This is a genomic window from Shinella zoogloeoides (assembly GCF_022682305.1).
GTDB lineage: Bacteria > Pseudomonadota > Alphaproteobacteria > Rhizobiales > Rhizobiaceae > Shinella > Shinella zoogloeoides_B.
Genome location: NZ_CP093533.1, coordinates 1 through 25,056 on the forward strand (window position 1 = coordinate 1; position 25,056 = coordinate 25,056).

The 25,056-nt window shown below is 62.7% G+C and carries 25 protein-coding genes and 3 pseudogenes; 14 read left to right on the forward strand and 14 right to left on the reverse strand.

The window, feature by feature from the left end:
• Window positions 1-81: 81 nt before the first annotated feature.
• Window positions 82-1,974: pseudogene (gene traA, locus MOE34_RS25130) on the forward strand (Ti-type conjugative transfer relaxase TraA); the annotation flags it as partial.
• A gap of 29 nt (window positions 1,975-2,003) precedes the next feature.
• Here the strand turns inward: traA and MOE34_RS25135 are convergent.
• The 8 genes from MOE34_RS25135 to MOE34_RS25170 all read right to left on the reverse strand — a co-directional run bounded on the left by MOE34_RS25135 (window position 2,004) and on the right by MOE34_RS25170 (window position 5,267).
• The gene (locus tag MOE34_RS25135; RefSeq protein WP_003100847.1) at window positions 2,004-2,561 is read right to left on the reverse strand and encodes a recombinase family protein; all 558 of its coding nucleotides are present in this window, start codon (window positions 2,559-2,561) and stop codon (window positions 2,004-2,006) included.
• The gene (locus MOE34_RS25140; RefSeq protein WP_003100853.1) at window positions 2,555-2,926 is read right to left on the reverse strand and encodes a hypothetical protein; all 372 of its coding nucleotides are present in this window, start codon (window positions 2,924-2,926) and stop codon (window positions 2,555-2,557) included. Before MOE34_RS25140 ends, MOE34_RS25135 begins: the two co-directional genes overlap by 7 nt.
• Window positions 2,923-3,423 carry a hypothetical protein gene (locus MOE34_RS25145; protein WP_003100856.1) on the reverse strand — a complete coding sequence of 167 codons (501 nt, stop codon included), beginning with the start codon at window positions 3,421-3,423 and terminating at the stop codon, window positions 2,923-2,925. Before MOE34_RS25145 ends, MOE34_RS25140 begins: the two co-directional genes overlap by 4 nt.
• A complete protein-coding gene (locus MOE34_RS25150) occupies window positions 3,420-3,746 on the reverse strand; it encodes a hypothetical protein (RefSeq protein ID WP_003100858.1) in 327 nt (108 codons plus the stop codon). The genes MOE34_RS25145 and MOE34_RS25150 overlap by 4 nt, the downstream gene beginning before the upstream one ends.
• Window positions 3,747-4,000: 254 nt before the next feature.
• Window positions 4,001-4,357, reverse strand: coding sequence for a cupin domain-containing protein (locus MOE34_RS25155; protein WP_003465043.1), 357 nt, complete (start codon window positions 4,355-4,357; stop codon window positions 4,001-4,003).
• Window positions 4,358-4,404: 47 nt separating this feature from the next.
• Window positions 4,405-4,578: a hypothetical protein gene (locus MOE34_RS25160; RefSeq protein WP_003154411.1), complete on the reverse strand. Its 174-nt coding sequence runs from the start codon at window positions 4,576-4,578 to the stop codon at window positions 4,405-4,407.
• Window positions 4,579-4,593: 15 nt separating this feature from the next.
• On the reverse strand, window positions 4,594-4,980 hold the full coding sequence (locus MOE34_RS25165; RefSeq protein WP_003100872.1) for a HepT-like ribonuclease domain-containing protein: 387 nt from the start codon (window positions 4,978-4,980) through the stop codon (window positions 4,594-4,596).
• Complete coding sequence (locus MOE34_RS25170) at window positions 4,977-5,267, reverse strand: nucleotidyltransferase family protein (protein WP_001247892.1); 291 nt, start codon at window positions 5,265-5,267, stop codon at window positions 4,977-4,979. The genes MOE34_RS25165 and MOE34_RS25170 overlap by 4 nt, the downstream gene beginning before the upstream one ends.
• A 158-nt stretch (window positions 5,268-5,425) precedes the next feature.
• On the opposite strand from MOE34_RS25170, the pseudogene MOE34_RS25175 reads away from it, so the two are divergent.
• Window positions 5,426-6,892: pseudogene (locus MOE34_RS25175) on the forward strand (Tn3-like element ISPa38 family transposase); the annotation flags it as partial.
• Window positions 6,893-6,945: 53 nt separating this feature from the next.
• Here MOE34_RS25175 and MOE34_RS25180 read toward each other — a convergent pair.
• Window positions 6,946-9,912, reverse strand: coding sequence for a Tn3 family transposase (locus MOE34_RS25180; protein WP_191192759.1), 2,967 nt, complete (start codon window positions 9,910-9,912; stop codon window positions 6,946-6,948).
• Between the two features lie 165 nt (window positions 9,913-10,077).
• Here MOE34_RS25180 and MOE34_RS25185 point away from each other — a divergent pair, with 165 nt between their 5' ends.
• From MOE34_RS25185 to MOE34_RS25195, 3 genes and pseudogenes are all read left to right on the forward strand, one after another.
• Window positions 10,078-10,659 carry a recombinase family protein gene (locus MOE34_RS25185; RefSeq protein WP_035218831.1) on the forward strand — a complete coding sequence of 194 codons (582 nt, stop codon included), beginning with the start codon at window positions 10,078-10,080 and terminating at the stop codon, window positions 10,657-10,659.
• Window positions 10,660-10,715: 56 nt separating this feature from the next.
• Window positions 10,716-12,221: pseudogene (locus tag MOE34_RS25190) on the forward strand (Tn3-like element ISPa38 family transposase); the annotation flags it as partial.
• Window positions 12,222-12,335: 114 nt separating this feature from the next.
• Complete coding sequence (locus MOE34_RS25195) at window positions 12,336-14,018, forward strand: BID domain-containing protein (RefSeq protein ID WP_242225312.1); 1,683 nt, start codon at window positions 12,336-12,338, stop codon at window positions 14,016-14,018.
• A gap of 361 nt (window positions 14,019-14,379) precedes the next feature.
• Here the strand turns inward: MOE34_RS25195 and MOE34_RS25200 are convergent, their stop codons facing one another.
• Together MOE34_RS25200 and MOE34_RS25205 are read right to left on the reverse strand one after the other, a co-directional pair.
• Window positions 14,380-14,718 (reverse strand): hypothetical protein, encoded by a 339-nt coding sequence (locus tag MOE34_RS25200; protein ID WP_242225292.1) that lies wholly within the window; start codon window positions 14,716-14,718, stop codon window positions 14,380-14,382.
• A 288-nt stretch (window positions 14,719-15,006) separates the two neighbouring features.
• Window positions 15,007-16,233, reverse strand: a complete 1,227-nt coding sequence (locus tag MOE34_RS25205; RefSeq protein ID WP_242225294.1) for a GGDEF domain-containing protein — start codon at window positions 16,231-16,233, stop codon at window positions 15,007-15,009.
• Window positions 16,234-16,628: 395 nt separating this feature from the next.
• Here MOE34_RS25205 and MOE34_RS25210 point away from each other — a divergent pair, with 395 nt between their 5' ends.
• From MOE34_RS25210 to MOE34_RS25250, 9 genes are all read left to right on the forward strand, one after another.
• Entirely contained in the window at window positions 16,629-17,195 is a 567-nt protein-coding gene (locus tag MOE34_RS25210) for a recombinase family protein (protein WP_242225297.1), read from the forward strand.
• Window positions 17,196-17,606: 411 nt separating this feature from the next.
• Window positions 17,607-17,816: a ribbon-helix-helix protein, CopG family gene (locus MOE34_RS25215; RefSeq protein WP_242225299.1), complete on the forward strand. Its 210-nt coding sequence runs from the start codon at window positions 17,607-17,609 to the stop codon at window positions 17,814-17,816.
• Between the two features lie 194 nt (window positions 17,817-18,010).
• The gene (locus tag MOE34_RS25220; RefSeq protein WP_242225301.1) at window positions 18,011-18,886 is read left to right on the forward strand and encodes a helix-turn-helix domain-containing protein; all 876 of its coding nucleotides are present in this window, start codon (window positions 18,011-18,013) and stop codon (window positions 18,884-18,886) included.
• A gap of 235 nt (window positions 18,887-19,121) precedes the next feature.
• Window positions 19,122-19,778, forward strand: coding sequence for a SprT-like domain-containing protein (locus MOE34_RS25225; protein WP_242225302.1), 657 nt, complete (start codon window positions 19,122-19,124; stop codon window positions 19,776-19,778).
• Window positions 19,779-19,852: 74 nt separating this feature from the next.
• A complete protein-coding gene (locus tag MOE34_RS25230) occupies window positions 19,853-20,512 on the forward strand; it encodes an AAA family ATPase (RefSeq protein WP_242225304.1) in 660 nt (219 codons plus the stop codon).
• Complete coding sequence (locus MOE34_RS25235) at window positions 20,509-20,847, forward strand: chromosome partitioning protein ParB (protein ID WP_242225305.1); 339 nt, start codon at window positions 20,509-20,511, stop codon at window positions 20,845-20,847. Before MOE34_RS25230 ends, MOE34_RS25235 begins: the two co-directional genes overlap by 4 nt.
• Before the next feature lie 51 nt (window positions 20,848-20,898).
• Window positions 20,899-21,162 carry a type II toxin-antitoxin system RelB/DinJ family antitoxin gene (locus MOE34_RS25240; protein ID WP_431522468.1) on the forward strand — a complete coding sequence of 88 codons (264 nt, stop codon included), beginning with the start codon at window positions 20,899-20,901 and terminating at the stop codon, window positions 21,160-21,162.
• Window positions 21,163-21,435 carry a type II toxin-antitoxin system RelE/ParE family toxin gene (locus MOE34_RS25245; protein WP_242225307.1) on the forward strand — a complete coding sequence of 91 codons (273 nt, stop codon included), beginning with the start codon at window positions 21,163-21,165 and terminating at the stop codon, window positions 21,433-21,435. It abuts the gene before it with no gap.
• A 50-nt stretch (window positions 21,436-21,485) separates the two neighbouring features.
• Window positions 21,486-21,725 (forward strand): hypothetical protein, encoded by a 240-nt coding sequence (locus MOE34_RS25250; protein ID WP_242225309.1) that lies wholly within the window; start codon window positions 21,486-21,488, stop codon window positions 21,723-21,725.
• Window positions 21,726-22,026: 301 nt separating this feature from the next.
• On the opposite strand, the gene MOE34_RS25255 is transcribed toward MOE34_RS25250, so the two are convergent.
• The 3 genes from MOE34_RS25255 to MOE34_RS25265 form a co-directional block, all read right to left on the reverse strand.
• Window positions 22,027-23,697: a type IV secretory system conjugative DNA transfer family protein gene (locus tag MOE34_RS25255; protein ID WP_242225318.1), complete on the reverse strand. Its 1,671-nt coding sequence runs from the start codon at window positions 23,695-23,697 to the stop codon at window positions 22,027-22,029.
• 92 nt (window positions 23,698-23,789) lie between these two features.
• A complete protein-coding gene (locus MOE34_RS25260; protein ID WP_242225310.1) occupies window positions 23,790-24,071 on the reverse strand; it encodes a mobilization protein in 282 nt (93 codons plus the stop codon).
• A gap of 14 nt (window positions 24,072-24,085) precedes the next feature.
• The gene (locus MOE34_RS25265) at window positions 24,086-24,862 is read right to left on the reverse strand and encodes an NYN domain-containing protein (protein WP_242225320.1); all 777 of its coding nucleotides are present in this window, start codon (window positions 24,860-24,862) and stop codon (window positions 24,086-24,088) included.
• Between the last annotated feature and the right edge of the window lie 194 nt (window positions 24,863-25,056).

Consider the following 25,056-nt stretch of genomic DNA (forward strand, 5'->3'; position numbering starts at 1 on the left):
ACTTACGAGTTACTGTGTAACTCAGCGTGCTATCAGCTAGAAGGCTGGCGGGAAGATGGAAACGGCATCGGAGCTTGTTGCTTGGCGATCTACCATTTGAGCATGAAGCCAGTTTCGAGGGCGAAGGGCCGTAGCGCCGTCGCCTCTATGGCTTATCGTGCCGGGGAGAAGCTGACCAACGAGCGCGACGGGATCACGCATGACTATACGGCCAAGCAGGGCGTGGAACATGCCGAGATCGTCTTGCCCGAGGGCATGAACGCCGATTGGGCGCGTGATCGGTCGGACTTGTGGAACGCCGCCGAGTTTTCCGAGAAGCGGAAGGACGCCCGCGTTGCCCGCGAATTCGAGATCGCCTTGCCGCATGAGCTTTCGGCCGAGCAACGGCTAGAGGCCAGCCGAGAGTTCGCGCAGGATTTGGCGAACCGCTACGGTGCGGCGGTGGATTTCGCCATTCATGCGCCGCACGACGCCAGCGACGTTCGCAATCACCATGCGCATGTGATGATGACCACGAGGCAGGTGACGGAAGGCGGCTTAGGCGACAAGACCTATCTTGAGCGTGAAAACAAATGGCTCTTGGCGAACAACCTGCCGACGACCGACATGCAACTCCGCGACCTTCGCCAGCGGTGGGAGGGGATCGCCAATGAGCGGCTGGCAATGGCTGAGCTTGATATTCGGATCGACCATCGTTCGCACATGGAGCGGGGGTTAGAGATCGCACCGACCGAACATATGGGCGTCCATGCCACACAGATGGAGCGGCGCGGCCTTGATGTGTCGCGCACGCGGCTGGACGAGGATGCGGCGCGGCGCAACGCCGAGCTGATCCGCGAGAAGCCCGAACAGGTTCTAACCCTCATCACTGGGGAAAAGAGCGTGTTCGACCGGCGCGACGTTGCGCGGGCGCTGCATCGCTACATCAACGACGACCCGCAGGAGTTCCAGAGCGCCTTTGCGAAGGTGATGGCCTCGCCTGCGCTTGTGGAGTTGCAGGCCGAGCGGACCTACCCGGCGACGGGCGAGATCGCGCTTGCGCGGTATTCGACGCGGGAAATGGTCGAGATCGAATCCGGTATGGTGGCGTCGGCCGAGCGGATGCACCAGGCGCGCAATCATGGTGCCGATCGGCGGCATGTCGAGCGCGTTATAGCCGCCCAGGACGCGGCCATTCGGCGGAGCAGTGGCGACATGTCGGCGGGATTGTCGGCCGAGCAGCGCGGCGCGATCGAGCACATCACCGGGCCGGAGCGCATAGCGGCCGTGGTCGGATATGCCGGCGCTGGCAAGTCCACCATGCTCGCGGCGGCGCGCGAGGCATGGGAGGCTGAAGGCTACACGGTTCACGGCGCGGCCTTGTCGGGGAAGGCGGCCGAGGGATTGGAGGAATCTTCCGGCATCCAGAGCCGCACACTGGCGTCATGGTCCCGCGGTTGGGAGAATGATCGTCACCAGCTCAACCGCGGCGACGTGTTTGTCATCGACGAGGCGGGCATGGTCGGGAGCCGGCAGCTCGCCCGGTTCGTTGGCGAGGTCGAGGCGCGCGGCGCGAAGATCGTCCTTGTCGGCGACCATGAGCAGCTACAGGCGATCGGGGCCGGCGCACCGTTCCGGGCGATCACGGAGGAAATCGGCCATGCCGAGCTTTCCGAGATTCGCCGGCAGCGCGTGGACTGGCAGCGGGAGGCGTCGGTTGACTTCGCCACCCACCGGACGGCCGAGGGGCTGGCCGCCTATCGGGATCGCGGTAATATCAGCTTTGCCGAGACAGGCGAGGACGCGCGGGGCGAGATCGTGCGCGATTACCTTGCCGATCGTGACGAGCGGCCGGAGGGGACGCGCGTTGCGATGGCGCATCGCCGGGCCGATGTTCGCGCCATCAATGACGCGATCCGGGCCGGGCTACAGGACCGGGGCGAGCTGGCGCAGGGCGAGGACGCCGGCGCGCTGACTTTCCAGACCAATGAGGGGTCGTCTCAGAAAACGGAAAATAAAGCACGCTAAGCGTGCGTGGAGGCTGGCACCCAGCGGTACAGCGTCGGAATGGACACGCCGAGGTTCTTGGCCACGTCCTTGGGCGGCACCCCGCTGGCCAGCAGCTTCTTGGCCGACTCGATCTTGCTGTCGGTCATCTTCGGCTTGCGGCCGCCTTTGCGGCCGAGCTGCTTGGCGACTTCCAGCCCGGCGCGGGTGCGCTCGACGGTCAGCTCGCGCTCCATTTCGGCAAGGCTCGCCATGACGTGGAAGAAGAACCGCCCGGATGGTGTGCCGGTGTCGATGGAGTCGGTGAGGCTCCTGAACTGGACACCGTGCTTGTGCAGATCGCCGACCAGATCGACCAGTTGCTTGACCGACCGGCCCAGCCGGTCGAGCTTCCAGACGACCAAAGTATCGCCTTCGCGCAGCATTTCGAGCGTCTTGGCCAAGCCAGGCCGGTCTGCCCGCGTGCCACTCACCTTGTCCTCGAAGACCTTTTTACATCCGGCCTTGCTCAAGGCTTCGCGTTGCAGCTCCAGGTTCTGATCCTGCGTCGAGACGCGCGCATAGCCAATCAACATGGCTTGTCTCGCGCCCGGTCGATGCGTTCCTGCATCGCCTGCATCACTTCTTCGTGGGTGTACGATCTGGCGTTGGCGTCGGTGGCTTGCCGCAGGGCTTCCTCAACCTCGCGCGTCATCCGCTCGTAATCCTCCGGCCACAGCGCTTGCTCCATGCGCAGCGACGCCTGACCCAGCAGGTGCAGCAGGCTGAACAGCCGCATGTCGTTGGTGGCGACGATGCGCTCCCGAATCTGCTCCTGAATAGCTTCGCTAGCCCGATGCGCTTGTGGTGTGGCAGTCCCCTCGTAGTCAGCGGGGAATTCCGCTTCCTCGGCAATCCTTGCCCAGGCGCTGGCCAGCGCCTCGATGGTTGACGTGCTCATTTCCGCCGCTCCTGTGCTCTTTGGCGAATCAACCGGCCAAGGGGCCTCGACGCGAAAACCAGCAGCATCACGCCTATCGGATACCAGGTCGAGAAGACCACCAAGGCATCGAAGGCTGGCCGTCCGGTGTTGGTAGGCAGTACGGCGGTCACAGCCATCAACCCGCCGACCGTCCAGATGATGCGCCACACGTAGGGCATCACGCGGGGCACGTAGCCGTCATCGAAAGCGGTCTGGTAGTAGCGGCGCAGGCCGCGCTCGGCAAGCGCCTGGCGCTGCCGCTCCGACAGCGCATCCGTCCGGCCATACCAGCGCCGGAATGGTGGACAGCGCAGCAGCAAAGGGGTGAAGAGGATCATCACCGCCACGATCGCGACACCCCACGCCATGACGGCGCCGGCATCGGGCCGCTTGGCGTTCTCGATCACGGGCGCGAAGACGCCCGGAGCACCGATCATCCAGAACAGCGCAATGTGCTGATGGAAGGAGAGCTTCATTTGCTCATCCACTTGCGCAGCAGGCGCTTTTTCAGGGAGGCGCGTTCTTGCGGGTTGCGTCCCTTGTGATTGGCGATGCGATCCGCCGTGGCGGCCTGGCGCTTGACGGGCCAGTAGGAGCGGCCATCCTTGCCCATCGACCAGACGCTGCTGGCCTGGTTTTCCAGCAGGGGCAGATGGGCGCTCAGGGCTTCGGGCGACGCGCTGGTCAGCGCCGTGCGCTCACGGGTGCGCCAGCGCTGATGCCAGAGCTTCTTGTCCTCGCGCTCGCTGCCGCAGGTCGTGTGCCCGACGATGGGTGTTTTGCGGCGGCTGCGGCTCATAACGTAGTGGTCTCCAAGAACATTCAGGACTGATCCCAGGCGTCGATGGTCAAGACCTGATCGGCAGGACAGGCGGCTACGCGGTCGGGAACTGGATGGTGTTCAGTCTCATGCCGACCCCATTCGATTGATCGCGTCGCTTGCGGCACGCTGCGACGCAAGGAGGTTTGCGACCTGGTTTAGCAGCCGTGTCCGCTGCATGTCTGTTACCTATCTCCCCGACCGCTCATTGGACCAACTCCAGAGATTGGGCTCTATCGCTCAGCCAATACGAAACCGGCATTGGCTGATGCCACAACCGAGACGAACACAAATGGCTCGGTACCTGTATTTCGCGCCCCGTGCACTTGGCCCGGTCTTGCCACGGCTATCTCACCTTCCCTGAGGGCACGAACAATCCCATTGCCCTGAAAGTAATCAGCCATTCCCGACAAAACAGTCCACGTGTCTTGGCCGTGAGGATGAATGTGAGCCGCAATTTCCTGCCCGGGATGGACATGCCAAACCACGATAATTGAGTCTCGGGTTTCAAGCACAACGGAACGAATAGGCTCGCCTTCGGACGGCTGAACATACTCGGCTACAGAAAATATTCTCGATTCAACAGTCATCGGAGATCCCTCTTTCACAGTGCCCCCAGACAGGCTGGATATGAATTCTAACTCGAATTTGAACGGGAGGCTGGTCGTGCGGTCGTGCAGTTGCCGATGAGCGTGTCGGCTGCTGCCTCCTTGCCCACCAGCGAACTCACGTCCGTTGCGGCCATCCAGAAGGTCTTGCCCGAGCGCGGCTCATAGGTCGCGGGATCGAACACGCCAGAGGGGCCGAACATCGGCGGCTTGATTGGTCATGGCTCCATGCCTTTGTCGTTACGGTCTTCATCGTCGGCATCCTGACGCACGGCGGGCAATTGCTGGAGCAACGCCGGCAGCCATTCCTGTACCGTCTCCCACACCACATCGAGGTTGATGTCGAAATAGCCGTGAGCCATGCGATTACGCATATTGCGCATGCTGCGCCACGGCACGTCGGCATGCGCCTGGGTGAACTCGACGTAGCCATCCATCACCTTTGTGGCCGCCTCGCCGATGACGATCAGGCTCATGATGACGGCCTGCTGGGTGCGCTTGTCGGCCAAGAAGTCGTCCTTGGCCATCCCTTCCACGAAGCTGCGCGCATCGGTTGCGGCCTGCTGAATGTGGTCGAGGTAATCGGGCAGGCGGTTCTCGCTCATATCGGTTGCGCCTCCGCGAGCACCTTGGCCCGGAACTTCGGCGGCAGGTCGCCGGGAGTCAGCAGATCGACGTCAACGCCGAGCAGCGATTTCAGTTCTTCTTCCAAATCGCCCAAGTCCAACAACGTGGCACCGGGCAGCGCATCGACCAACAGGTCGAGGTCGCTGCCATCCCGGTCGGTGCCATGCAGCACCGAGCCGAAGACGCGCGGGTTCGCGGCGCGAAAGCGGCCTACCGCTTCACGCACTGCGCTTCGCTTCATGTCAAGCACAACAGACGGTCGCATGCGCATCCTTTCTTATCGAAACTCGTTGAGATGATATGCAATCAAGAATAGAATTTCAAGAACTATTTTCGAGAATCGCAATGCCTTGATTCCCGTGCCGCGCCGGTTGCCTTGGCGGGCTTGTCACAAACCTACGTTTTCAAGAAGAAGGAAACCGCATGCCCCGCCGTTCGATCCTCTCCGCCGCCGAGCGCGAAAGCCTGCTGGCGTTGCCGGACACCAAGGATGAGTTGATCCGTCACTACACGTTCAGCGAAAGCGACCTCTCCATCATCCGGCAGCGGCGCGGCCCGGCCAATCGGCTGGGCTTCGCGGTGCAGCTCTGCTACCTGCGCTTTCCCGGCGTCATCCTTGGCGCTGATGAGCCACCGTTCCCGCCATTGCTGAGACTGGTCGCCAACCAGCTCAAGGTCGGCATCGAAAGCTGGGACGAGTACGGGCAGCGTGAGCAGACCCGACGCGAGCACCTGGTCGAGCTGCAAACGGTGTTCGGCTTCCAGCCGTTCACGATTGGCCACTACCGGCAGGCTGTCCAGTTGCTGACCGAGCTGGCCATGCAAACCGACAAGGGCATCGTGCTGGCCAGAGCCTTGATCGAGCACCTGCGGCGGCAGTCGGTCATTGTGCCCGCCCTCAACGCCGTCGAGCGGGCGAGCGCCGAAGCGATTACCCGCGCCAACCGGCGTCTCTACGACGCCTTGGCTGAGCCGCTGACGGACGTGCATCGCCGTCGCCTCGACGATCTGCTCAAGCGCCGCGACAACGGCAAGACGACGTGGCTGGCCTGGCTGCGGCAATCCCCGGTCAAACCGAACTCGCGGCACATGCTGGAACACATCGAACGCCTCAAGGCGTGGCAGGCGCTCGACCTGCCCTCCGGCATCGAGCGGCTGGTTCACCAGAACCGGCTGCTCAAGATCGCCCGCGAGGGCGGCCAGATGACGCCCGCCGACCTGGCGAAGTTCGAGCCGCAGCGGCGTTACGCGACCCTGGTGGCGCTCGCCATCGAGGGCATGGCCACCGTCACCGACGAAATCATCGACCTGCATGACCGCATCCTGGGCAAGCTGTTCAATGCCGCCAAGAACAAGCATCAGCAGCAGTTCCAGGCATCCGGCAAGGCGATCAATGCCAAGGTGCGGCTGTTCGGGCGCATCGGCCAGGCGCTGATCGAGGCCAAGCAAGCGGGCCGCGATCCGTTCGCCGCCATCGAGGCCGTCATGTCCTGGGATGCTTTCGCCGAGAGCGTCACCGAAGCGCAGCGGCTCGCGCAACCCGAGGACTTCGATTTCCTGCACCGCATCGGCGAGAGCTACGCCACGCTGCGCCGCTACGCGCCGGAATTTCTCGACGTGCTCAAGTTGCGGGCCGCGCCCGCCGCCAAGGACGTACTCGACGCCATCGAGGTGCTGCGCAGCATGAACAGCGACAACGCCCGCAAGGTGCCCACCGACGCGCCGACCGAGTTCATCAAGCCGCGCTGGCAGAAGCTGGTGATGACCGACACCGGCATCGACCGGCGCTACTACGAACTGTGCGCGCTGTCGGAGCTGAAGAACGCGCTGCGCTCCGGCGACATCTGGGTGCAAGGCTCGCGCCAGTTCAAGGACTTCGAGGACTACCTGGCGTCACGACACGAAAGTGTTGGATCTGTCCGACTTTTGAGAACGTATGGTGATCACGCTGCGAGGATAGATGTTTCGCGCCGCAATGGCCTGAGATCAACGCCGTCTTTTGGGGTCCAGATGTAATCGCCGGTGAGACTGATGTGCTGCCAGCCGAGTGGGGTAATGTGTTTGATGATGTCAAGCGGCGTGGGAATGCCATCTCGGTTGAGCTCGGCGAACGCCGGTTCGAGATAGAGTGTGTTCCAGTAGACGATGGCGTTGATTAGCAGGTTCAGTCCAGATGCTCGGTAGAACTGGCTCTCGAAAGTCCGGTCGCGCAATTCTCCGAGGCGATTGAAGAACAGTGCGCGGGCCAAGGTGTTCTGGGATTCGCTCTTGTTGAGGCCGACCGTCGCGTTCCTGCGCATTTCGGGGTTCTGCCACCACTGGGGCAGAAAGATGGACCGATTGATGCGACCGAGATCGCGTAGCGCCAACGCCAGTCCGTTCTGGCGTGGGAATGCGGACAGCTTTGCCAACACCGTCGAAGGCCGAACCTGCCCGGAACGGATCGTCGTGACCAGCCGCAGGATGTCGTTCCAGTTTGCCTTGATCCGCTCGACGTTGATGTGCTCGCCAACGAGCGGCGCCAGGTTTTCGGGAGGCGCGTCGCCCGGGAAGAGATAGAGCTTGCGATCCTTGAGACCGCGCAGCCGAGGCACAATCTGGAAACCAACGAGATGGCAAAGGGCGAAGCTCATATCGCTTACCCCGCCGGTATCGACATAGTGGGTTTCGATGGCGAGATCGCTGCCATGATAGAGCAGTCCATCGAGGACATAGATGGCTTCGCTCGCATTGGCATTCATGGCGATGATGTAGAAAGCGCCGTACTGGTCAGAGGTGAACCGGTAGAATTTGGCGCCGGGGTTGGGACCATAGCGGCCGTTGAGGTCGCCGATCGCCTCGGCGTGTCCGCCCGCCGGAAAATACTGGCCATCGGAGGATGACGTTGTTCCATCGCCCCACAAGCTTGCCAGAGGCAATTGCCTCTGGGCGTTGACGAGAATGGCGTGCGCGGCCGTGTAACCTTCCTCGCGAATATGCCAGTCGTGCGCCCAGGCGAGTTGGCGCATCGTAATGCCGGGGGAAACGTCCGCCATTCTCGTGAGACCGAGATTGATGCCGTCCGCCAGGATGGCGGTGAGGAGCGCAAGCTTGTTGTCGGCCGTCCGACCGCTGCGCAAATGGGTAAAGGCGTTCGAAAATTCCGTTCGGGCGTCAACCTCGAGCAAAAGGTCAGTGATGCGGATCGCAGGCAGACGGCTTTCCACCTTTAGCTTCAGCGACTTGGCGATGTCCGGAAACATAGCCTTGTGCGGCGTGACGCTAAACCCCGCCCCGGTCAGTTCTACATCGTCGAGCTCGCCGGCTGCGGCCAGACGCGAGAGGTCAGCCAGTCCATCGTTCAGCAGCTGGCGCTGTTGGCGAAGATACGTCTCGACATCGGTATCAACGGCGATTGGAAGCGGTCCTTCCTCACGCATCAGCTCGAATGTCGGCGTGGGAATGAGAAAGCTTTCGAAAGACTGGAAGCGTTTGGCTCCTTCCACCCAGACATCGCCCGCATCGAGCCGGCGCTTCAATTCGCTGAACAGGCAAAGCTCATAAGCCCTGCGATCAATCTTTCCATCTTTGAGTATGAGAGGCATCCAGCCCTTCGGCGCAAAGGAGATCGGTGCCTTGTCGGGTATGGTCCTTTTGCCCGTACGATATAGACCCGCGACCACGGATAGCGCCCGCAAGAGGGTCGCCGCCACTGCGTGACCGCGGAACACGAGAGTGGAGAGAAACTGTGGCGCCAGTTTCCTGATCGTCGGATAGCGCTGGAGCATTTCGATTTTACCGTCGATAACATCCGGCGCGATCAGCGTATCGACCGCCTGGACACTGGTTGTAAAAGCTGGCCATTGGATGACCAGATCAAGCGCTTTGGCCATGTCCTCACCCTTCTCTCTAGCCTTGATGATCGCATGGCAGACTTTTGAAACGTCCTTCAACGGCGTCTGCACTTCCCGAACGGATCGGGTGACGCGAGCAGCCGCCTGGTTATTGGCTCGCCGCGTCAGGATGCCCATGAGTTTCTTGAACATGTCGATCGCGCAATCGGTGAGATGGCGGGAAAGGTGGAGCACTGTTGCAGCCAGGACAGCATGTCGGCGTTCGGTGTTAAGGTCGCGCAGATGCTGCGCGCTCATTCGCGTCCCCTCTGCAGCAAATTCGTCAAAGACCTTGGCCGGAATTCGATCCATCAACGTCGTCGGCAGGTTCAGAGACCGGAGAAAGCGAATGCGCTCGGCAATTCTGTCGAGGTTGACGGCGGCTGGCGACAATGCCGGCGTTCTCGCCCAGGCAAGAATGGTCACGCTTGTCCCCTCACGCGGATCGAGAAGCTTGTCCAGATCGAGCTTTTGGCCTTCTGAGATCCCGCCGGCCAAGGCCCGATGAGCAATACGAATGCCGCGCCTGATCGCCACATGAATGATGGCTTCGAGCGCTGGCCGCGCTGGCAAGAGAATTCTCCTGCGTCGCAGTTCTTCCACGACCATATCCGCCAATACATCGGCCTGGCGCAGGGTTTGTGCGGCAGGTGTCAGCCAGCCTGTGAGTGCCCGCACGTCCGAAGGCACAAACGGACGCATCTGCATTCTGTCGAAAAGCAGGGCCAGATGCTCGCGCCGCGTCTGTGGGCGCTCGAAATAACGTTCGATCTCATGGTGATCGACGCCGATCTGCCGCGCCAGAAATCGTAAGACGCCAGCCGGCAGGACCTCGCCATCCGCAAGCGGTCGGCCAGGGTATCGTAGCGTGGCCAGAACACAGGCGAGGCCCAGTCTGTTCGCGGCCTTGTTCTGTCGCATGATCAGGTCGAGATCCGATCGATCCAGCGTATAATGTTTGGCGATCTCCCTTTCGTTATCCGGGATGATCGTCGCCTGTTGCCACCATGCCTCGCTCAGTAATGCTCTTCGCGCCATTCACTGATCTTCCCGTTTCGCCGCGGAGAGTGCAGCGAAACGGAAAATGCGTGTCCGACAAACGAACGTTTCGCGGCATCCACAGTTCTTGTCCGCAAACCTTGTCATGAAACGGCAAATCGGACAATGTCCGTATTCAACGGAAAAACGGACAAACCACGTCTCATGACCGCTATCGGCTATGCAAGGGTCTCCACCGGCGACCAGGACACCGCCCTGCAACTCGACGCTTTGCGCAAAGCAGGTTGTGAAAGGCTGTTCGAGGATAAGGCATCCGGCATGAAGACTGACCGACTCGGATTGGCGGAGGCGATCCGCTACGTTCGCGACGGCGACACGCTCACAGTCTGGAAGCTCGACCGCCTCGGCCGGTCGATGAAGCACCTCATCGAGATCATCACCGAACTGGAGGCCAAAGGCGTCGGCTTCCGATCCATCACCGAAAACATCGACACCACGACATCCGGCGGTCGCCTGGTCTTCCACCTGTTCGGCGCGCTGGCACAGTTCGAGCGCGATCTGATCCGGGAACGAACACGTGCCGGTCTGCAAGCCGCAGAGGAACGCGGCCGACGCGGTGGCCGACAAGTCGTCGTAACCCCGGACAAACTTGCCAAAGCCCGCCAGCATCTGGCGGCCGGTTTGAACGTCCGGGAAGCCGCGGCCCGCGTGAAAATCGGGAAAACCGCCCTCTACGAAGCTCTCAAGGCCGAAAAAGCAACGACATCCACGGTCAAACCAACCTGAGTTCCGGATACGTTCTTAAAAGTCGGACAGATTCGCCACCTTCGTGTCGTGACGCCTACCTGGTGCCGCCCGCGAAATTCGCCAGCCTCAAGCAGGCCAGCGAATTGCCGCTGGCCGTGGCCACCGATTGCGACCAGTACCTGCATGACCGGCTGACGCTGCTGGAAACGCAGCTCGCCACCGTCAACCGCATGGCGCTGGCCAACGAGCTGCCGGACGCCATCATCACGGAGTCGGGCCTGAAGATCACGCCGCTCGATGCGGCGGTGCCCGATACCGCACAGGCCCTGATCGACCAGACGGCGATGATCCTACCGCACGTCAAGATCACCGAATTGCTGCTGGAGGTAGACGAATGGACGGGCTTCACCCGGCACTTCGCCCACCTGAAGTCAGGCGACCTGGCCAAGGACAAAAACCTGTTGCTGACCACGATCCTCGCCGACGCGATCAACCTGGGCCTGACCAAGATGGCGGAATCGTGCCCCGGCACGACCTACGCCAAGCTGGCCTGGCTGCAAGCCTGGCACATCCGCGACGAAACCTACGGGGCGGCACTGGCCGAGCTGGTCAACGCGCAGTTCCGACATCCCTTCGCCGAGCATTGGGGCGACGGCACCACGTCATCGTCGGACGGCCAGAACTTCCGCACCGGCAGCAAGGCCGAGAGCACCGGCCACATCAATCCGAAATACGGCAGCAGCCCAGGGCGGACGTTCTACACCCATATCTCCGACCAGTACGCGCCGTTCCACACCAAGGTCGTGAACGTCGGCGTGCGCGACTCGACCTACGTGCTCGACGGCCTGCTGTATCACGAATCCGACCTGCGGATCGAGGAGCACTACACCGACACGGCAGGGTTCACGGACCACGTCTTCGCGTTGATGCACCTGCTGGGCTTCCGCTTCGCCCCGCGCATTCGTGACCTGGGCGACACCAAGCTCTACATCCCGAAGGGCGATGCCACCTACGAGGCGTTGAAACCGATGATCGGCGGCACGCTCAACATCAAGCACGTCCGCGCCCATTGGGATGAAATCCTGCGGATGGCCACCTCGATCAAGCAGGGCACGGCGACGGCCTCGCTGATGCTCAGGAAGCTTGGCAGCTACCCGCGCCAGAACGGCCTGGCCGTCGCCCTGCGTGAGCTGGGACGCATCGAGCGCACACTGTTCATCCTGGACTGGCTGCAAAGCGTCGAGCTGCGCCGCCGCGTGCATGCCGGGCTGAACAAAGGCGAGGCGCGCAACGCGCTGGCCCGCGCCGTGTTCTTCAACCGCCTGGGGGAAATCCGCGACCGCAGCTTCGAGCAGCAGCGCTACCGGGCCAGCGGCCTCAACCTGGTGACGGCGGCCATCGTGCTATGGAACACGGTCTATCTGGAGCGGGCCGCGAACGCCTTGCGTGGCCACGGTCAAGCCGTCGATGACGGCCTGTTGCAGTACCTGTCGCCGCTCGGCTGGGAGCACATCAACCTGACCGGCGATTACCTCTGGCGCAGCAGCGCCAAGATCGGCGCGGGCAAGTTCAGGCCGCTACGGCCGCTGCAACCGGCTTAGCGTGCTTTATTTTCCGTTTTCTGAGACGACCCCAATGACGGCAAGCGGGAGTTCGCGCTGGGCGACCGTATCGTGTTCTTGGAGAACAGCCGCGACCTTGGCGTGAAAAACGGGATGCTTGGCACCGTCGAGCATGTCGAGGCCGGCCGGATCGTCGCGCAGCTCGACGGCCGGGGCGGCGAGAGCGTCAGCGTGCCGATGGGCGATTATCAGGCGATCGACCACGGCTATGCGACGACGATTCACAAAAATCAGGGGGCGACGGTCGATCGTTCCTATGTGATGGCGTCGGGGACGATGGATCGGCATCTAACCTATGTCGCCATGACCCGGCATCGCGACGGCGTGCAGCTCTATGCGGCGCAGGACGAGTTCACCAATGCCGGCCAAACGTTGGCTGCGGGCCGCCTGGTTGAGCATGGGGCTGCGCCGTATGAGCACAGGCAAGGGAACAGCCAGAGCTATTTCGTGACGCTGGAAAACGACAAGGGCGAGCGCCGCACCCTATGGGGCGTCGATCTTGAGCGCGCCATGAAGGAGGCCGGGCCGGAGATTGGGGAGAAGATCGGCCTTCAACACGAGGGTTCCACGCCCGTCACCTTGCCGGATGGCACGCAGACGCACCGCAACACATGGAAGGTTCAGGACGCCGGCGAGCTGGCCTATGACCAGCTAGAGCGCCGCCTGTCCCGGTCGGGCGTGAAGGAAACCACCCTCGACTATACAAACGACTTTGCCGAACGGCGCGGGATTGCCGAGCAAATGGGCGTTCGCAGCGAGATCGAGATTCCGGCCGAGCGCATCGAGGACCGCGCGCCGAGATCCACGCAAAAAGTCGGCGCAGATCTCGCGCAGGATCTTCGTGCAGATTCTCGCGCGGATCTCGCTGGCGATCGACAGCATCAGGCCGAAGGCCGGCAAGGGGAGAAGGAGAGGTATCGCCGCATAAGCTGGTCCGAGGTTATAGCGCCGGCTGGCGGCGGCGCTGGCGGCCCGCAGCAGGGCAGAGAGGCGCAGGGGCTTGAGCCGGTCGAGGCCGGCAGGCCCGCGCCTCTGGTGCCGGCTATCACCCGCCATGATCGCAGCATTGAGGACGTTGCCCGCGAAAAGGCGTTGCCGACATTTGATGCCCAGTGGAAGACGGCGGAATCCATGATCCGGGGCGCATTTCACGATCCCGGTGAGGTGGCGGGCCGGTTGCGTTCCGGGATCATCGACCAGAACGGCGACGGTAAGGTGATGGCGAAAGCCATTGCCGCGCAGCCGGAGCGCTTCGGAGACGTGCGCGGCAAGTCCGGCCTGTTTGGTGACAACAAGGAGCGCAAACAGGCGTTGAGCTATGTCGGCGCGGTCGCGCGGCATGTCGAATCGGTGGCCGAGACTTGGCAGCGCCGTCTAGGCGAGGAACGAGCCTCCGAACAGTGGCAGCGCGAAAAGCGCGATGTGGTCGAGGTTCCGGGCCTCACGGCGCGCAGCGCCGAAATCATCGCCCAGGTGGACAAAGTGCCGATGGCGGAGCGCAATGGCTGGATTGATCAGATTCGATCGACGCCGGAGGGCGCGGTTGCCCTCGAGGAAGCGCGGAAGATCGGCAAGGCGCTCGAGGCGCGGTTCGGCCGTTCCGATCCTCGAGACTTCGGCCCGCAGCTCGAGCGTAATCCCGAACTGGCGAAGAAGGCCGAGCAGATCAAGGATATTGCTCGTGTCGTGGAGCGCACGCGAATGGCGGAACTGTCCCGCGACCATACGCTAAAGCAGCAACTCACGCGGTCCCAGGGCTTGGGGTTGAGCCGATAAGAGAAACCATGATCGCCAGTATCCCAAAGGCCATGATATTGTTGCTGAGCGTCTGCCTTGTCCTCTCGACGTTCGGACGCTTGTTGGCGTCAAACGGATATCCTTGCAAAAGCAAATCGATTGCGCACATTATCGGCAGTGCGTTAAAGCTCGACCGACATGAAATCACAATATATTACGCAATCACATCGTATGTGTGAATGTAATGAGTGTGTGAAGCATTCGAAATATAGGGCACGTTTGGACAGCAACCGCGCGCCGACAATAAGAAAATCTACAGCAGTCATGAGTTAATGAATGCGGCTCATCGATTGGAACTTCCAGGAGACGCAAGTAATTGTTCGCCGCAGCGGCAGCCAACTCAGTTCAGGTTGCCTGCACTGGAAGAGCGACGGACCTGCTTGATGGTCCGGAGGGCTTGGGCGGTATCTTCCACGCGCATCAAGGCCCGCTTCAACCGGTCTCGCATGATCTCGAGATCCGCGATCATGGTGTCGGCTGTCTCGTTGACGGACATGCCGATCGCTTCTTCCACCAATTCGTCGATGGGCTGGGTGGCAAGACGGCCATCACCGAACATTGTGTCCAGCAAGTCTTCGACAATCCCCGCCGGACACGGGCTTATTTCACCGGCCATATCGCACATCACTGTGAAAAGCTGGCCGGAGAACACGGCGCGTTGCACGACTTCCGCGGACAACGGCACCACCGGACCGGCGATCTCTCCCTGCGCATCCCTGAAGCCCGCGATATACTCGGCGCTGTCGTTGCCGTTGCCAACGGATGCTCTCGATGAAGGGTTCCAGGTCCGCCTTTCGATCTTCGTTGTTCATGTTCGCTGCGCCGCTTGATCACGGAACGATCCGGCCGGGTCGGCTGCGTCACTTGGCATCGGCCAATGCCGTAACATGAAGCAGCATGCCCGCGGGTCAACCCGTGGGATGGGGCCGTGGGGACTGACATCCGTCGGGCTGGGCAAGGATTGCGCCTATCGGCGGACTTCACGGATGTGAGTGACACTCGCGGCCGCCTTGCCTCGTGGCGGCCAAACCTGATTGCGGCCGTTGCGTTTTGCCGCATAGAGCGCCGTGTCGGCGCTCAGGATCATTTCGTCGCGCGTGACGGTACTATCCGGCGTGGCGCCGCTGACCCCGAGGCTGACCGTGACGTAGGGCGCGACTGCGGAATAAGCGTGCGGGATCGCAGCGGCCTCGATCGCCTTGCGGATGCGCTCGGCGATGCGAACGCCATCCATCATGTCAGTCCTTGCGAGGATCACGACAAACTCCTCGCCACCGAAACGAAACGCGACATCGTCCGTGCCACGAAGTTCGCCGGCGATCAGCGCCGCGATGCGTTTCAGGCAAAGATCGCCAGCCGGGTGCCCATAGTTGTCATTATAGGCCTTGAAATGATCGACATCGATGAGGATCGCGCCGACAGGCGTCGATGCTCCGGCCGTCGGGGTCCAGAGCGCGTCGAGCCGTCGGTCGAGCTGACGACGGTTACCCAGTCCGGTGAGCGGGTCGATGCGTGCAAGCGCTTCAAGTTCCTCCTGCCGCAATCGATCGCGCAATCCGAGCAGGTAGGCGAGCCGAAGCTGCCGCTCCAGCGTATAGTTGGCAATCAGGGTAAAAACCGCCGCGCCGATCATGATCATGATCGCAGTCAAGCTTGCTTCGCCGGGGAAATTGTCCAGGTTCAAAACAACGCCGACATAAAGAGCGACGGTGCCGATAGAGGCCGCAACCGCATATGGAAAATGGAGTTGTTGGACCACGTTGGCGAAGAGAATGACCAGCACCACCCCGAAATGATGGTAGATCGCCAGCGGGCTGTCGCTGGTCGAGCTCAAATGGAGCATGCTCGCGGTGACGATGATGCTGATCGAGGTCTGTGAAGCCTCGCGAACGAAGGGCGAGGGATTTCGCAGCAGAATCGCAACGATCAGTAGGGCGAGTGGCGTAACGACCGCCAATCTTACAATCAGTGCCTGATCGAAAATATCGGGGATCAGCCGCCAGTCGGAGATGAGAAAGACGTTATAGAGAGCAAGTGCAACGAGACCACAGATCACTAGGTGCCGGCATCGCGCAGTGCCCGTCTCTTCTTCGTAACGGGCCTTCACCATTGGTGAAAATGTCAACAGCGAGCCTTTGTCGGCAAGCTGTCGTTCGACATGATCGCGCAGTTGGTCTTTGCTTTTCTCGGTCATCAAAGATCGCCGTCAAGGGACTAAGTCGGCAATCTTAAGCTGCGGCCCATTAAGAAGAGCTTAGCGCTGCAATGATCGTGCGGACTTCGGGATCATGAAAGGCTTCTGGCGAGAGTAGGTGTCTGAACTGAGCAGTGTCATGTCATGCGTTGATCATGTGCCATCTGATGCATCCATCTGCATCGCATCTCCCGGTGCCGACCAATGCCTATGCGCCTGAGCCGACCCCTATAACGACTGAAGGCTCATCGCACCGCGACGCTTTTTTGTCGCGCAACTCCTAAAACCTGCAACACTTCGCCGAGGGCCGGTTTTCCGGCTCTTTTCGTGTCGCACGTCTTTGTCGCAAGTGGTAGAAAACCTGCGACATGATTTGCGACAGGAATCCGCCGCCCATGATGATCGGCTATGCCCGCGTGTCCACCCAGGGCCAGGACCTCGACCAGCAGCGCGCCGCGCTCGGCGCGGCCGGCTGCGTCCGCATCTTCGAGGAAAAGGCATCGGGTGCGAAACGCGACCGGCCCGAGCTGACGCGGATGCTCGACTATTTGCAGCCTGGCAACGTGGTGACGATCACCAGGCTAGACCGCCTCGCCCGATCGACCGGCGACCTTCTCAACATCGCGGAGCGGATCAAGGACGCCGGCGCTGGCCTGCGTTCCCTGGCCGAGCCGTGGGCGGACACCACGACGCCGGCCGGTCGCATGGTGCTGACCGTGTTTGCCGGCATCGCGGATTTCGAGCGATCCTTGATCGTGGAGCGCACGAGCGTCGGCCGGATCGCGGCCAAGGCGCGGGGCGTTCGGTTTGGCCCCTCCCCTACCCTGTCGGCCGAGCAGATCACGCACGCCCGGCAGCTCATCAGCGAGGACAAGAAGCCGGTGGCAGAAGTCGCCCGGCTCCTTGGCGTGCATCGCGCCACGCTCTACCGGGCGCTTGAAAGCACAGCAGGGCGACCATAGTGCTCGGCTGTGTCAAAAGGTGGGTTCTCGCCATGCTCGCGGCCTGCGGCCCCTGCGCGTGGCTCCGATCCCGGCCTTGCGGCCGCTTTTGACGCAGCCTGCGCCCCTATGGAATCCTGAACCTGTCGGGACGAAGGGCGTCCCGCCCTTCGCTCCGCTCCGGGGTTCTCCACGCCTGCGGCGCGTCGAACAAAGGGCTGAACCAGGCGCAGCGCCAGCCCCCGGCCGGCCCGCTCTCATCATCTAGGGCCGTAGGGACGGCCGGGGGCGGGATGGTTACATGCCTACATGCAAGCATGTTGAACCGCCCCTGCCCCGAGTCGTGCCGGCGAGCGTAGCGGAATCGCACGATTTCAGCGGCTTGGATTCAAGGGGTTGTAGAATCAGAAGAATCGCGGTTTCCTGTAACCTATGAGTCGGACCGCAATTCCAGTCAAAGAAAAGGTCGCCGCCCATCGGGAGCGGTTGCGGGCGGCCGGCCGCATCTATGTGAACACCGATCTTCCCGCCGATCTGGTCGCACAGCTCGACCAGATCAAGGAGGAACGGGGCGTGGCATCCCGCGCGCCCATCATCGAGGAAGCCGTGAGGTTACTTATCGAGAAGCAGCAAGGGGCATAACGGCAAAACGCCCGATCGCGCCAACGATCGAGCGTTTTTGTAGGCCGTCAGACACACCGTAGAGGTGGGGGCCGAGTTCTCCCCTTTTCTACGCTAGAGCCGCCCAATCCGCAAGATTGATTCTTGCGGGAACGGGTAAGCCGTGCCTGCCGTCCACAGTCGTCATGTCCTCCGAACGGAAGGACGAGAGGCATATGTTGAGGACACAAATCGCGGCCGCGATCGGCTGCGCGCGCGCAAACGCGCTTGATGAAATCATGCGGGAGGTCTGGACGCGCTACAGCGCCGGCCAGCTCACCGAGGACGAGGCCGGGCAGCTCTCCACGCTCGCCCAGGAGCGCCGGGCGGCGTGGCGGGGATCAGGACAGGCCGTGCTTGGCCTGGTCATGCCCCCTCCCCTGGCGCGCTGCCCGACGCCGGTTCGCCGGCACAGCCATTTCAAGGGCCGTTCGGAGGGCCGGATATGGCGGCCGACCAACCGGCAGGAGGTGCAGAAGGTCTTGCTCGCCGCCAAACGCTACGAGCTGGCCGAGCGCCAGAAGGGCGAGCGCACCGGCCCGCTCGGATCGGTGGCGATCGAGGTGTTGGAGTTTTTCGTGAACCTGGTCGATTTCCGCACCGGCCGGCTGGAACCATCCCTGGACACGATCATGGGGAAGGTCCGGCGTTCGCGTGACGCCGTGGTGCGGGCGCTGAAGGCGCTGCGGGCGCATGGCTTCCTCGACTGGCTGCGGCGCTACGAGCCGACCGGCCGCGAAGGATCAGGCCCCCAGGTGCAGCAGGCGAGCAATGCCTATCGCCTGTCCCTGCCGGAAAAGGCGCTGCGGCTTCTCGGCCGGTTCGGCAAGGCCCCTCCCCCGCCCGACGACCATGTTGCCGCCCAGGAAGCCCGCACGGCCGAGCTGGACGCCTACAGGAAGGCCCTGCCCCTCGATGAGCTGGCGCGGTTCGAGGCGGGCGACACGGCACTAGGCCGGGCGCTCGCAGCCCTTGGGAAGTCGTTGCAGAAGCGTGAGTCCGCCAAGCAGACTGAATCCCCATCTGATCTTTATCTAAGAGGGCAAACATAAGCGGTCGCCGCTGTTCGGGCCGCTTTCGCGGCCCTGCGGCGGTTCCGATCCGCTTATAGGGCGGATCGGGAAACGGGAGCCTCAAAGCAAAACCGCAACGCTTGCGTCTGCGACAACCGCCGCATGGGCTTTCGAGAGAAAGCGGGCGGCCAGGGCAGCGCTAAACATGTAAACATGCTTGCATGTAAGTGGGAAACGTGCGACGATTGTTTCGTACGATACAAAAGAGGCCGCCATGTCCCCCGCCAATCCGACCGCGAAAACCTATGCCGCGCTGAATCGGGCGTTCGATTTCTTCAACGTCCGGTTGTTCTCCGGCGAGCTGCCGCCCTGCCTCGTGACCTTGCAGCGCAAGAATAAGGCTTACGGCTATTTCGCCGGCGGCCGGTTCGGATCGAAGGACGGCACGGAGATCACCGACGAGATCGCGCTGAATCCGTCGCACTTCAAAAGCCGCACCGACGAGCAGAGCCTTTCCACCCTGGCGCATGAGATGGCGCACCTTTGGCAGCACCATTTCGGCAAGCCGTCGCGCTCCGGCTACCACAACAAGGAATGGGGGGCGAAGATGCACGCGATCGGGCTGCACCCTTCCGACACCGGCCGGCCGGGCGGGAAGGAAACCGGCCAGTCTTGCAGCCATTACATCGTCGCCGGCGGTCCCTACGCCCGCGCCTTTGCCGAGCTGGCGGCGCAACCCGACTTCTCGGCCCTCTATGTCGAGCTTTGGGACGACGCCGACGCGAGGAAGAAGCGCAAGGCGAAGTCGGCCAGCAAGACCCGCTACACCTGCCCGAGCTGCGCGCTTCACGCCTGGGCGAAACCCGGCGCGCGCCTGGTTTGCGGCGAGTGCGACGAGCCGATGGCGGCCGAGGACGGGGACGACGATTAACCGCCTAGAAATGTAAACATGATTTCATGTATGAATGGAAGCATGTAGGCTCCCCTGCATGAAAGGATGCAAACATGATTACAGTTGCGCTCTGCACCCAAAAGGGCGGGACCGGCAAGACCACGATCGCGACGGCGCTTGCGGTCGCGGCGCACCTGGCCGGGAAGAAATCGGCCCTGCTCGACCTCGACCCGCAGACGAACGCTGTCAACTGGTTTGACCGGCGAGAGGGCGACGGGCCGGACGTTGCCTCGATCCAGCCCGGCGCTATCCGGCGCTCGCTGGACGCCTATCGCGGCCTTGGCATGGATTGGGTGTTCATCGACACGCCCGGCAAGATGGACAGCGCCTCGACCGAGGCGGCTAAGTATGCCGACATGGTGTTGATCCCGACCCAGGCGCAGATATTCGCGATCGACACCTTGGAGCCGCTAAAGCGGCTGCTCGACATGGCGGGAAATCCGCCAACCTTCGTCGTGCTGAATCTCGTGCATCCGAACGCCGGGGGCAGGGCGGCCGACGATGCCGCCGCGATCGCGGAGCGGTTCAACGTGTCGGTCGCGCCCATCCATATGTCGAGGCTGAAAGCCTATGAGGACGCGCCGGCCTTGGGGCAGACCCCGCAGGAGCTGGAACCGCAGGGGCGGGCGGCGCAGGAAGTCGCCGGCCTGTTCAGCTTCCTTTCGGAACAAGCAAGCATGTTTACAGGTAAGCATGAAAGGATGAAAGCATGAGCCGCAAGCCCTCGCTCCTGGCGACCGCCATCAAGACGCCCGAGCAACCGGCGACCGCGCCAGCAGCTCCAGGCGCTTCCGACACGGCAACCGCACCAAAGCGGGCCACTGGCGAACCGCAGACGGCCGGAACCTATGTTCCGCCGTCGCGGGCCGGCAAGACGGCCAAGACCCACCATTTGCCGCCGGCCTATTGGGAGACGCTGGAAGAACTCAGCTTCCGCACACGCGACGACAAGGGCAAGCGGATCACCCAGGAGCGGCTTGTGGCCGAGGCGCTGAACCTGCTTTTCGCCAAATACAATTTCCCGGTCGTTCGAGAGGGCGGGGATTGAAATAGTAGCCGATTGTAGCTACATACGGCCACAGCTATTTCAGGAGCCAAGATGATGAGAGTCGATTCCGTAGTGCGCGCGCGCGTCGATGCCGAGACGAAGGATAGTGCCACCAAGGCGCTCGCGGAGATGGGGCTTTCCGTTTCCGACTATATCCGTATGGCCCTGGTCCGGGTTGCTCGTGACAAGGCCATTCCCTTCCCGGTGAAGGTGCCGAACGCGGAAACCATAGCGGCTATGGAGAAGACGGCGCGCGGCGAGGACGTTCACAAGGCCAAGGACGCGGGCGACCTGTTCAAGCAGTTGGGTATTTGAGTGCGCGACCCGTCCTATTCCGGCCAGTTCCGCCGCGACGTGAAGCGGGCGGAGAAGCGCGGTAAGGACATGGCGAAGCTGCGCCATGTCCTGCAATTGTTGATCGAGGAAGCACCGCTGCCGGCGCGGTTGCGGGACCATCCTTTGAAAAGCAACTGGATCGGCTATCGCGATCTCCACATAGAATCGGATTGGCTGCTGATCTATAAGGTTGACGCCACCAGCGTCCATTTCGAGCGGACCGGCACTCATTCTGATTTGTTCCGCGAGTAGGGCAACATGCTTACTTGCAATCATGTAAGCATAGCGTAAAGGCGATCTCCATGACGAAGAAGGCAAGCCGCCTTACCCGCGAGATCACCGAAATGGCGGATGCTCAGCGCCGCCTCGGGATCAAGGGCGAAGCTATCCGCGACGAGGCTCTTGAGCATTGGCTGCGCACGGAAGGCGTAGCCGCCTATGATGAGCTGAAAGCCGATCCGTCGAGAGGACGGACGCCCGAACAGGTGCGTCAGCGCCTTGCGGACGAGCGCAGGCGTAGGGAAGCGGAACACGATAGATAGGTCCGCGCCTGCATCCCGCCCCCGGCCGTCCCTACGGCCCTAGATGATGAGAGCGGGCCGGCCGGGGGCTGGCGCTGCGCCTGGTTCAGCCCTTTGTTCGACGCGCCGCAGGCGTGGAGAACCCCGGAGCGGAGCGAAGGGCGGGACGCCCTTCGTCCCGACAGGTTCAGGATTCCATAGGGGCGCAGGCTGCGTCAAAAGCGGCCGCAAGGCCGGGATCGGAGCCACGCGCAGGGGCCGCAGGCCGCGAGCATGGCGAGAACCCACCTTTTGACACAGCCGAGCACTATGGCATGTGCTGCTATCGTTCGATCTGGTCGAACAGGCCGCCAAACTCGGGATCGGCATAATAGGCGAGCTTGCGGGCGAGGATCGGCCTTTGCCCGGCGAGGAACAGGATTTGAGCCTGTTGCGGGAGGGTGCGGACTTCATCGGGGGTGAGCAGGGGGCGGCCGGAATGATGTTCGCCGTAGGATATGCCGGACTTTTCGGAATCGAGCGCCTGGCCCATCGTCTTGAACACGGCGGTTTCCTGGCCGAGCATGTCGGAGACGAGGCGGGCGCTTTCGTGATCGTTGACGGCGAAAACCTGGAGAACGGCGGAATTTGACAGGAAGGTGCCGGCGCGCTGCCCGTATGTGTCGCGGAGCTGGTGGAGGTCCTGGAAGATGGGCCAGAGCTGGACGCCGTAGCCGGCCAGAGCGCCCATAGCGCGCTCGACGGGTTCGAGGCGGCCGAGGGCGGCGCACTCATCGAGGAAATAGAGGATCGGGGCAGGGGGCAGCTCCGGGGTCCGGCTCATGGCGGTGAGGCTTTGGGTGACGAGCAGGCGCAGCCATCGCGAATAGGTTCCGAAGCGATCGAGGGGCAGGACGAAGAACACGGTCGCGTTGCGGGTCTTGAGATCGGCAAAGCGGAAATCCGACCGGCCGAGGACGGCGACCATGCGGGGGCTGTCGAGGAAATGGGTATGGCGCTGCGCGGCCGAGAGGACGCCGGAGGCTTCCTTGTCGCTCTTGCCCAGGTGTCGGTTGGCGGCGCGGGCGACGAGGCCGTGCGCGGCGGTTGACGCCTGCATGGCCTTGAGCAGCGCGGCGAAGGCGTCAGGGGCGAGGGTGATGTTTTCGCGCAGCGTGGCGAGGGTGCGCCGATCGCGCGGTTCGGTGGTGACGACATGGAGGATGATGCCGGCGATCAGCGCCTTGGCTTCGTCGTTCCAATGAGGTTCGGAGGTTGTGGCGGGATCGTCATAGACCAGGGCGTCGGCGAGGGTGGTGGCGTCCTCGGCCACATTGAGGCCGTCAGGGTCGAGAGTGTCGAGCGGGTTGAAGGCGGCCGAGGGCTTGCCGGTGATGCCGAAGGGGTCGAGGACGTGGACGGGGCCGAATTTCTGGCGAGCGCGGCCGGCGATCACGGCATTTTCGCCCTTGGGGTCGATGCAGATCACGGAGCGGTCGGCGGTGAGCAGGTTCGGAATGACGGTGCCGACCCCCTTGCCGGTGCGCGTCGGTGCCATCGTCAGCAGGTGCATCGGCCCGTCATAGCGCATGAGCTTTTTCGATTTGGGATCGCGGCCGATCAGGAGGCCGGTTTTCGAGCGGGTGAGGGGCCGGGCTTCCTTGTCGGTGGCGAAGCGGGCCGAGCCGTGGGTGTCGCTGCCCATGTCCCCGAAATTCTGGATCAGGGGCAGGGAGACGAGGCGGAAGACGAGCAGGGCGAGGAAGGTGGTGAAGGCGATGTTGCCGACATACCAGAGCGCATCGCCGCGCTGGATGCCGGCCCATTGCATGAGGGCAAAGAGGCCGCCGCCGACCACGGCCAGGACGATGAGGAAAAAAACGCCCATGCGCAGGACGTAGCCGGCGGCGCGGAATGGGCCGGTGACGATCGCGACGAAGGCCCACAGGGGATCACGGGCGGCCGCGCGCATCATGTTCTTGAGGGCGGCCCATGCCAGGCGGAAATTGTTCATGGGGTTGCCTCCCTTCGGCTGGTCACGCACGAGCTGGCCGGTGGAGCGCAGGAGCTTGCGGAGAGCCGCCAGCCAGGCCGAGGTGACATCGTTCATGGGTCGGGCGCTCCGGCCGCCGGCGGCTTGATGAGATCGGCAAACAGTTCCTTGTCGCCGTCGCGGGTGAGGAAGCCGGGCAGCTCGCGGCGCAGCCAGTCGGGCAGGGCGCGCGAGGTTTCATCGCGGCCGTGTTCGAGGCGATGGAGGACGAGCGCGCCGAGCAGCACCTTGCGGCGCGTGTCCCTGGCGCGTTCCTGCTTTGACAGCCGGGCCTTGAGGGTGGCGCGCTGCGCATCCAGTTCGGCCAGCCGTTGTTCTATCGTCTTGCGCGCCATCGTGTCGCTTCCTTCTATTTTGTGGGGCGAGGGGCCGGCTCACCCTTGAGGCGAACCATGATGATTTTCGGGTTGTCGCCAATGCGCTCGACCTCGACTATGCCGGATGCCTCGACCAGATCGGAGAGGCGAGGATAGCCATAGTTGCGGGCGTCGAAGTCCGGGGCCTGCTTCGCCAGGTGCGCGCCGACGCGGGCGAGGTTGGCGCGGCCGTCTTCGTCCGCCGAAGCAGTCACGGCCTTGGCGAGCATGTCCAGCGCCGGGCGATCGAGGGCGGCTTTTGCCGGCGCTGGCTTGGCCGTCGCGGCCTTCGGCACGGCGACGGCTTCCGCTTCCTTCTGTTCGCCGGCAGCGTTGAGCACGTCGAAATAAACGAACTTGTCGCAAGCGGTGATGAAGGGGCGGGGCGTCTTCCGCTCCCCGAATCCATAGACAATGACGCCTTGCTCGCGGATGCGAGCCGCGAGGCGGGCGAAGTCGCTATCGCTTGAGACGATGCAGAAACCGGAGAAGCGGCCGGTATAGAGCAGGTCCATCGCGTCGATAATCATCGCGCCATCGGTGGCGTTCTTGCCGGTCGTATAGGCGAACTGCTGGACGGGCTGAATCGAGTGTTCGAGCAAACATTCTTTCCAGCCATTGAGGTTGGGCTTGGTCCAGTCGCCATAGATACGCTTCACGCTGGCGGTGCCGTAGTTGGCGATTTCAGCGAGCAGGCCGGTGATGATCTTCGGCGTGGCGTTGTCGCCGTCGATCAGCAACGCCAGCGTTGCAGCATTGTCTATCGCCATGTCGTGTCGTCTCCCTCTTTCCGGTAGCGGTGAGCTTATCACTTTCCGGCCGGGCAGGGCATCACGATCAGGCCGAACCTTGAAATTTTGGCCGTTCGGAGTCACAATCGCGGCCTCAATCATTTCGCGATGAGCTTGCCGCAGCGCCACACCGGAGGTATGAGAACGCGCAGCGAGCGAATTACGAAGGGCGC

Bases quoted from the DNA above. Each gene is read 5' to 3' on its own strand.
- MOE34_RS25180 (WP_191192759.1), bottom strand. From the start codon at position 9,912: ATGGCGCGAAGAGCATTACTGAGCGAGGCATGGTGGCAACAGGCGACG.
- MOE34_RS25260 (WP_242225310.1), bottom strand. From the start codon at position 24,071: ATGGCGCGCAAGACGATAGAACAACGGCTGGCCGAACTGGATGCGCAG.
- MOE34_RS25170 (WP_001247892.1), bottom strand. From the start codon at position 5,267: ATGCGACCGTCTGTTGTGCTTGACATGAAGCGAAGCGCAGTGCGTGAA.
- MOE34_RS25205 (WP_242225294.1), bottom strand. From the start codon at position 16,233: ATGACCGAGAAAAGCAAAGACCAACTGCGCGATCATGTCGAACGACAG.
- MOE34_RS25150 (WP_003100858.1), bottom strand. From the start codon at position 3,746: ATGAGCCGCAGCCGCCGCAAAACACCCATCGTCGGGCACACGACCTGC.
- MOE34_RS25240 (WP_431522468.1), top strand. From the start codon at position 20,899: ATGATGAGAGTCGATTCCGTAGTGCGCGCGCGCGTCGATGCCGAGACG.
- MOE34_RS25165 (WP_003100872.1), bottom strand. From the start codon at position 4,980: ATGAGCGAGAACCGCCTGCCCGATTACCTCGACCACATTCAGCAGGCC.
- MOE34_RS25220 (WP_242225301.1), top strand. From the start codon at position 18,011: ATGTTGAGGACACAAATCGCGGCCGCGATCGGCTGCGCGCGCGCAAAC.
- MOE34_RS25215 (WP_242225299.1), top strand. From the start codon at position 17,607: ATGAGTCGGACCGCAATTCCAGTCAAAGAAAAGGTCGCCGCCCATCGG.
- MOE34_RS25265 (WP_242225320.1), bottom strand. From the start codon at position 24,862: ATGGCGATAGACAATGCTGCAACGCTGGCGTTGCTGATCGACGGCGAC.
- MOE34_RS25210 (WP_242225297.1), top strand. From the start codon at position 16,629: ATGATGATCGGCTATGCCCGCGTGTCCACCCAGGGCCAGGACCTCGAC.
- MOE34_RS25225 (WP_242225302.1), top strand. From the start codon at position 19,122: ATGTCCCCCGCCAATCCGACCGCGAAAACCTATGCCGCGCTGAATCGG.
- MOE34_RS25195 (WP_242225312.1), top strand. From the start codon at position 12,336: ATGCTTGGCACCGTCGAGCATGTCGAGGCCGGCCGGATCGTCGCGCAG.
- MOE34_RS25255 (WP_242225318.1), bottom strand. From the start codon at position 23,697: ATGAACAATTTCCGCCTGGCATGGGCCGCCCTCAAGAACATGATGCGC.
- MOE34_RS25250 (WP_242225309.1), top strand. From the start codon at position 21,486: ATGACGAAGAAGGCAAGCCGCCTTACCCGCGAGATCACCGAAATGGCG.
- MOE34_RS25235 (WP_242225305.1), top strand. From the start codon at position 20,509: ATGAGCCGCAAGCCCTCGCTCCTGGCGACCGCCATCAAGACGCCCGAG.
- MOE34_RS25230 (WP_242225304.1), top strand. From the start codon at position 19,853: ATGATTACAGTTGCGCTCTGCACCCAAAAGGGCGGGACCGGCAAGACC.
- MOE34_RS25155 (WP_003465043.1), bottom strand. From the start codon at position 4,357: ATGACTGTTGAATCGAGAATATTTTCTGTAGCCGAGTATGTTCAGCCG.
- MOE34_RS25185 (WP_035218831.1), top strand. From the start codon at position 10,078: ATGACCGCTATCGGCTATGCAAGGGTCTCCACCGGCGACCAGGACACC.
- MOE34_RS25135 (WP_003100847.1), bottom strand. From the start codon at position 2,561: ATGTTGATTGGCTATGCGCGCGTCTCGACGCAGGATCAGAACCTGGAG.
- MOE34_RS25145 (WP_003100856.1), bottom strand. From the start codon at position 3,423: ATGAAGCTCTCCTTCCATCAGCACATTGCGCTGTTCTGGATGATCGGT.
- MOE34_RS25160 (WP_003154411.1), bottom strand. From the start codon at position 4,578: ATGTTCGGCCCCTCTGGCGTGTTCGATCCCGCGACCTATGAGCCGCGC.
- MOE34_RS25140 (WP_003100853.1), bottom strand. From the start codon at position 2,926: ATGAGCACGTCAACCATCGAGGCGCTGGCCAGCGCCTGGGCAAGGATT.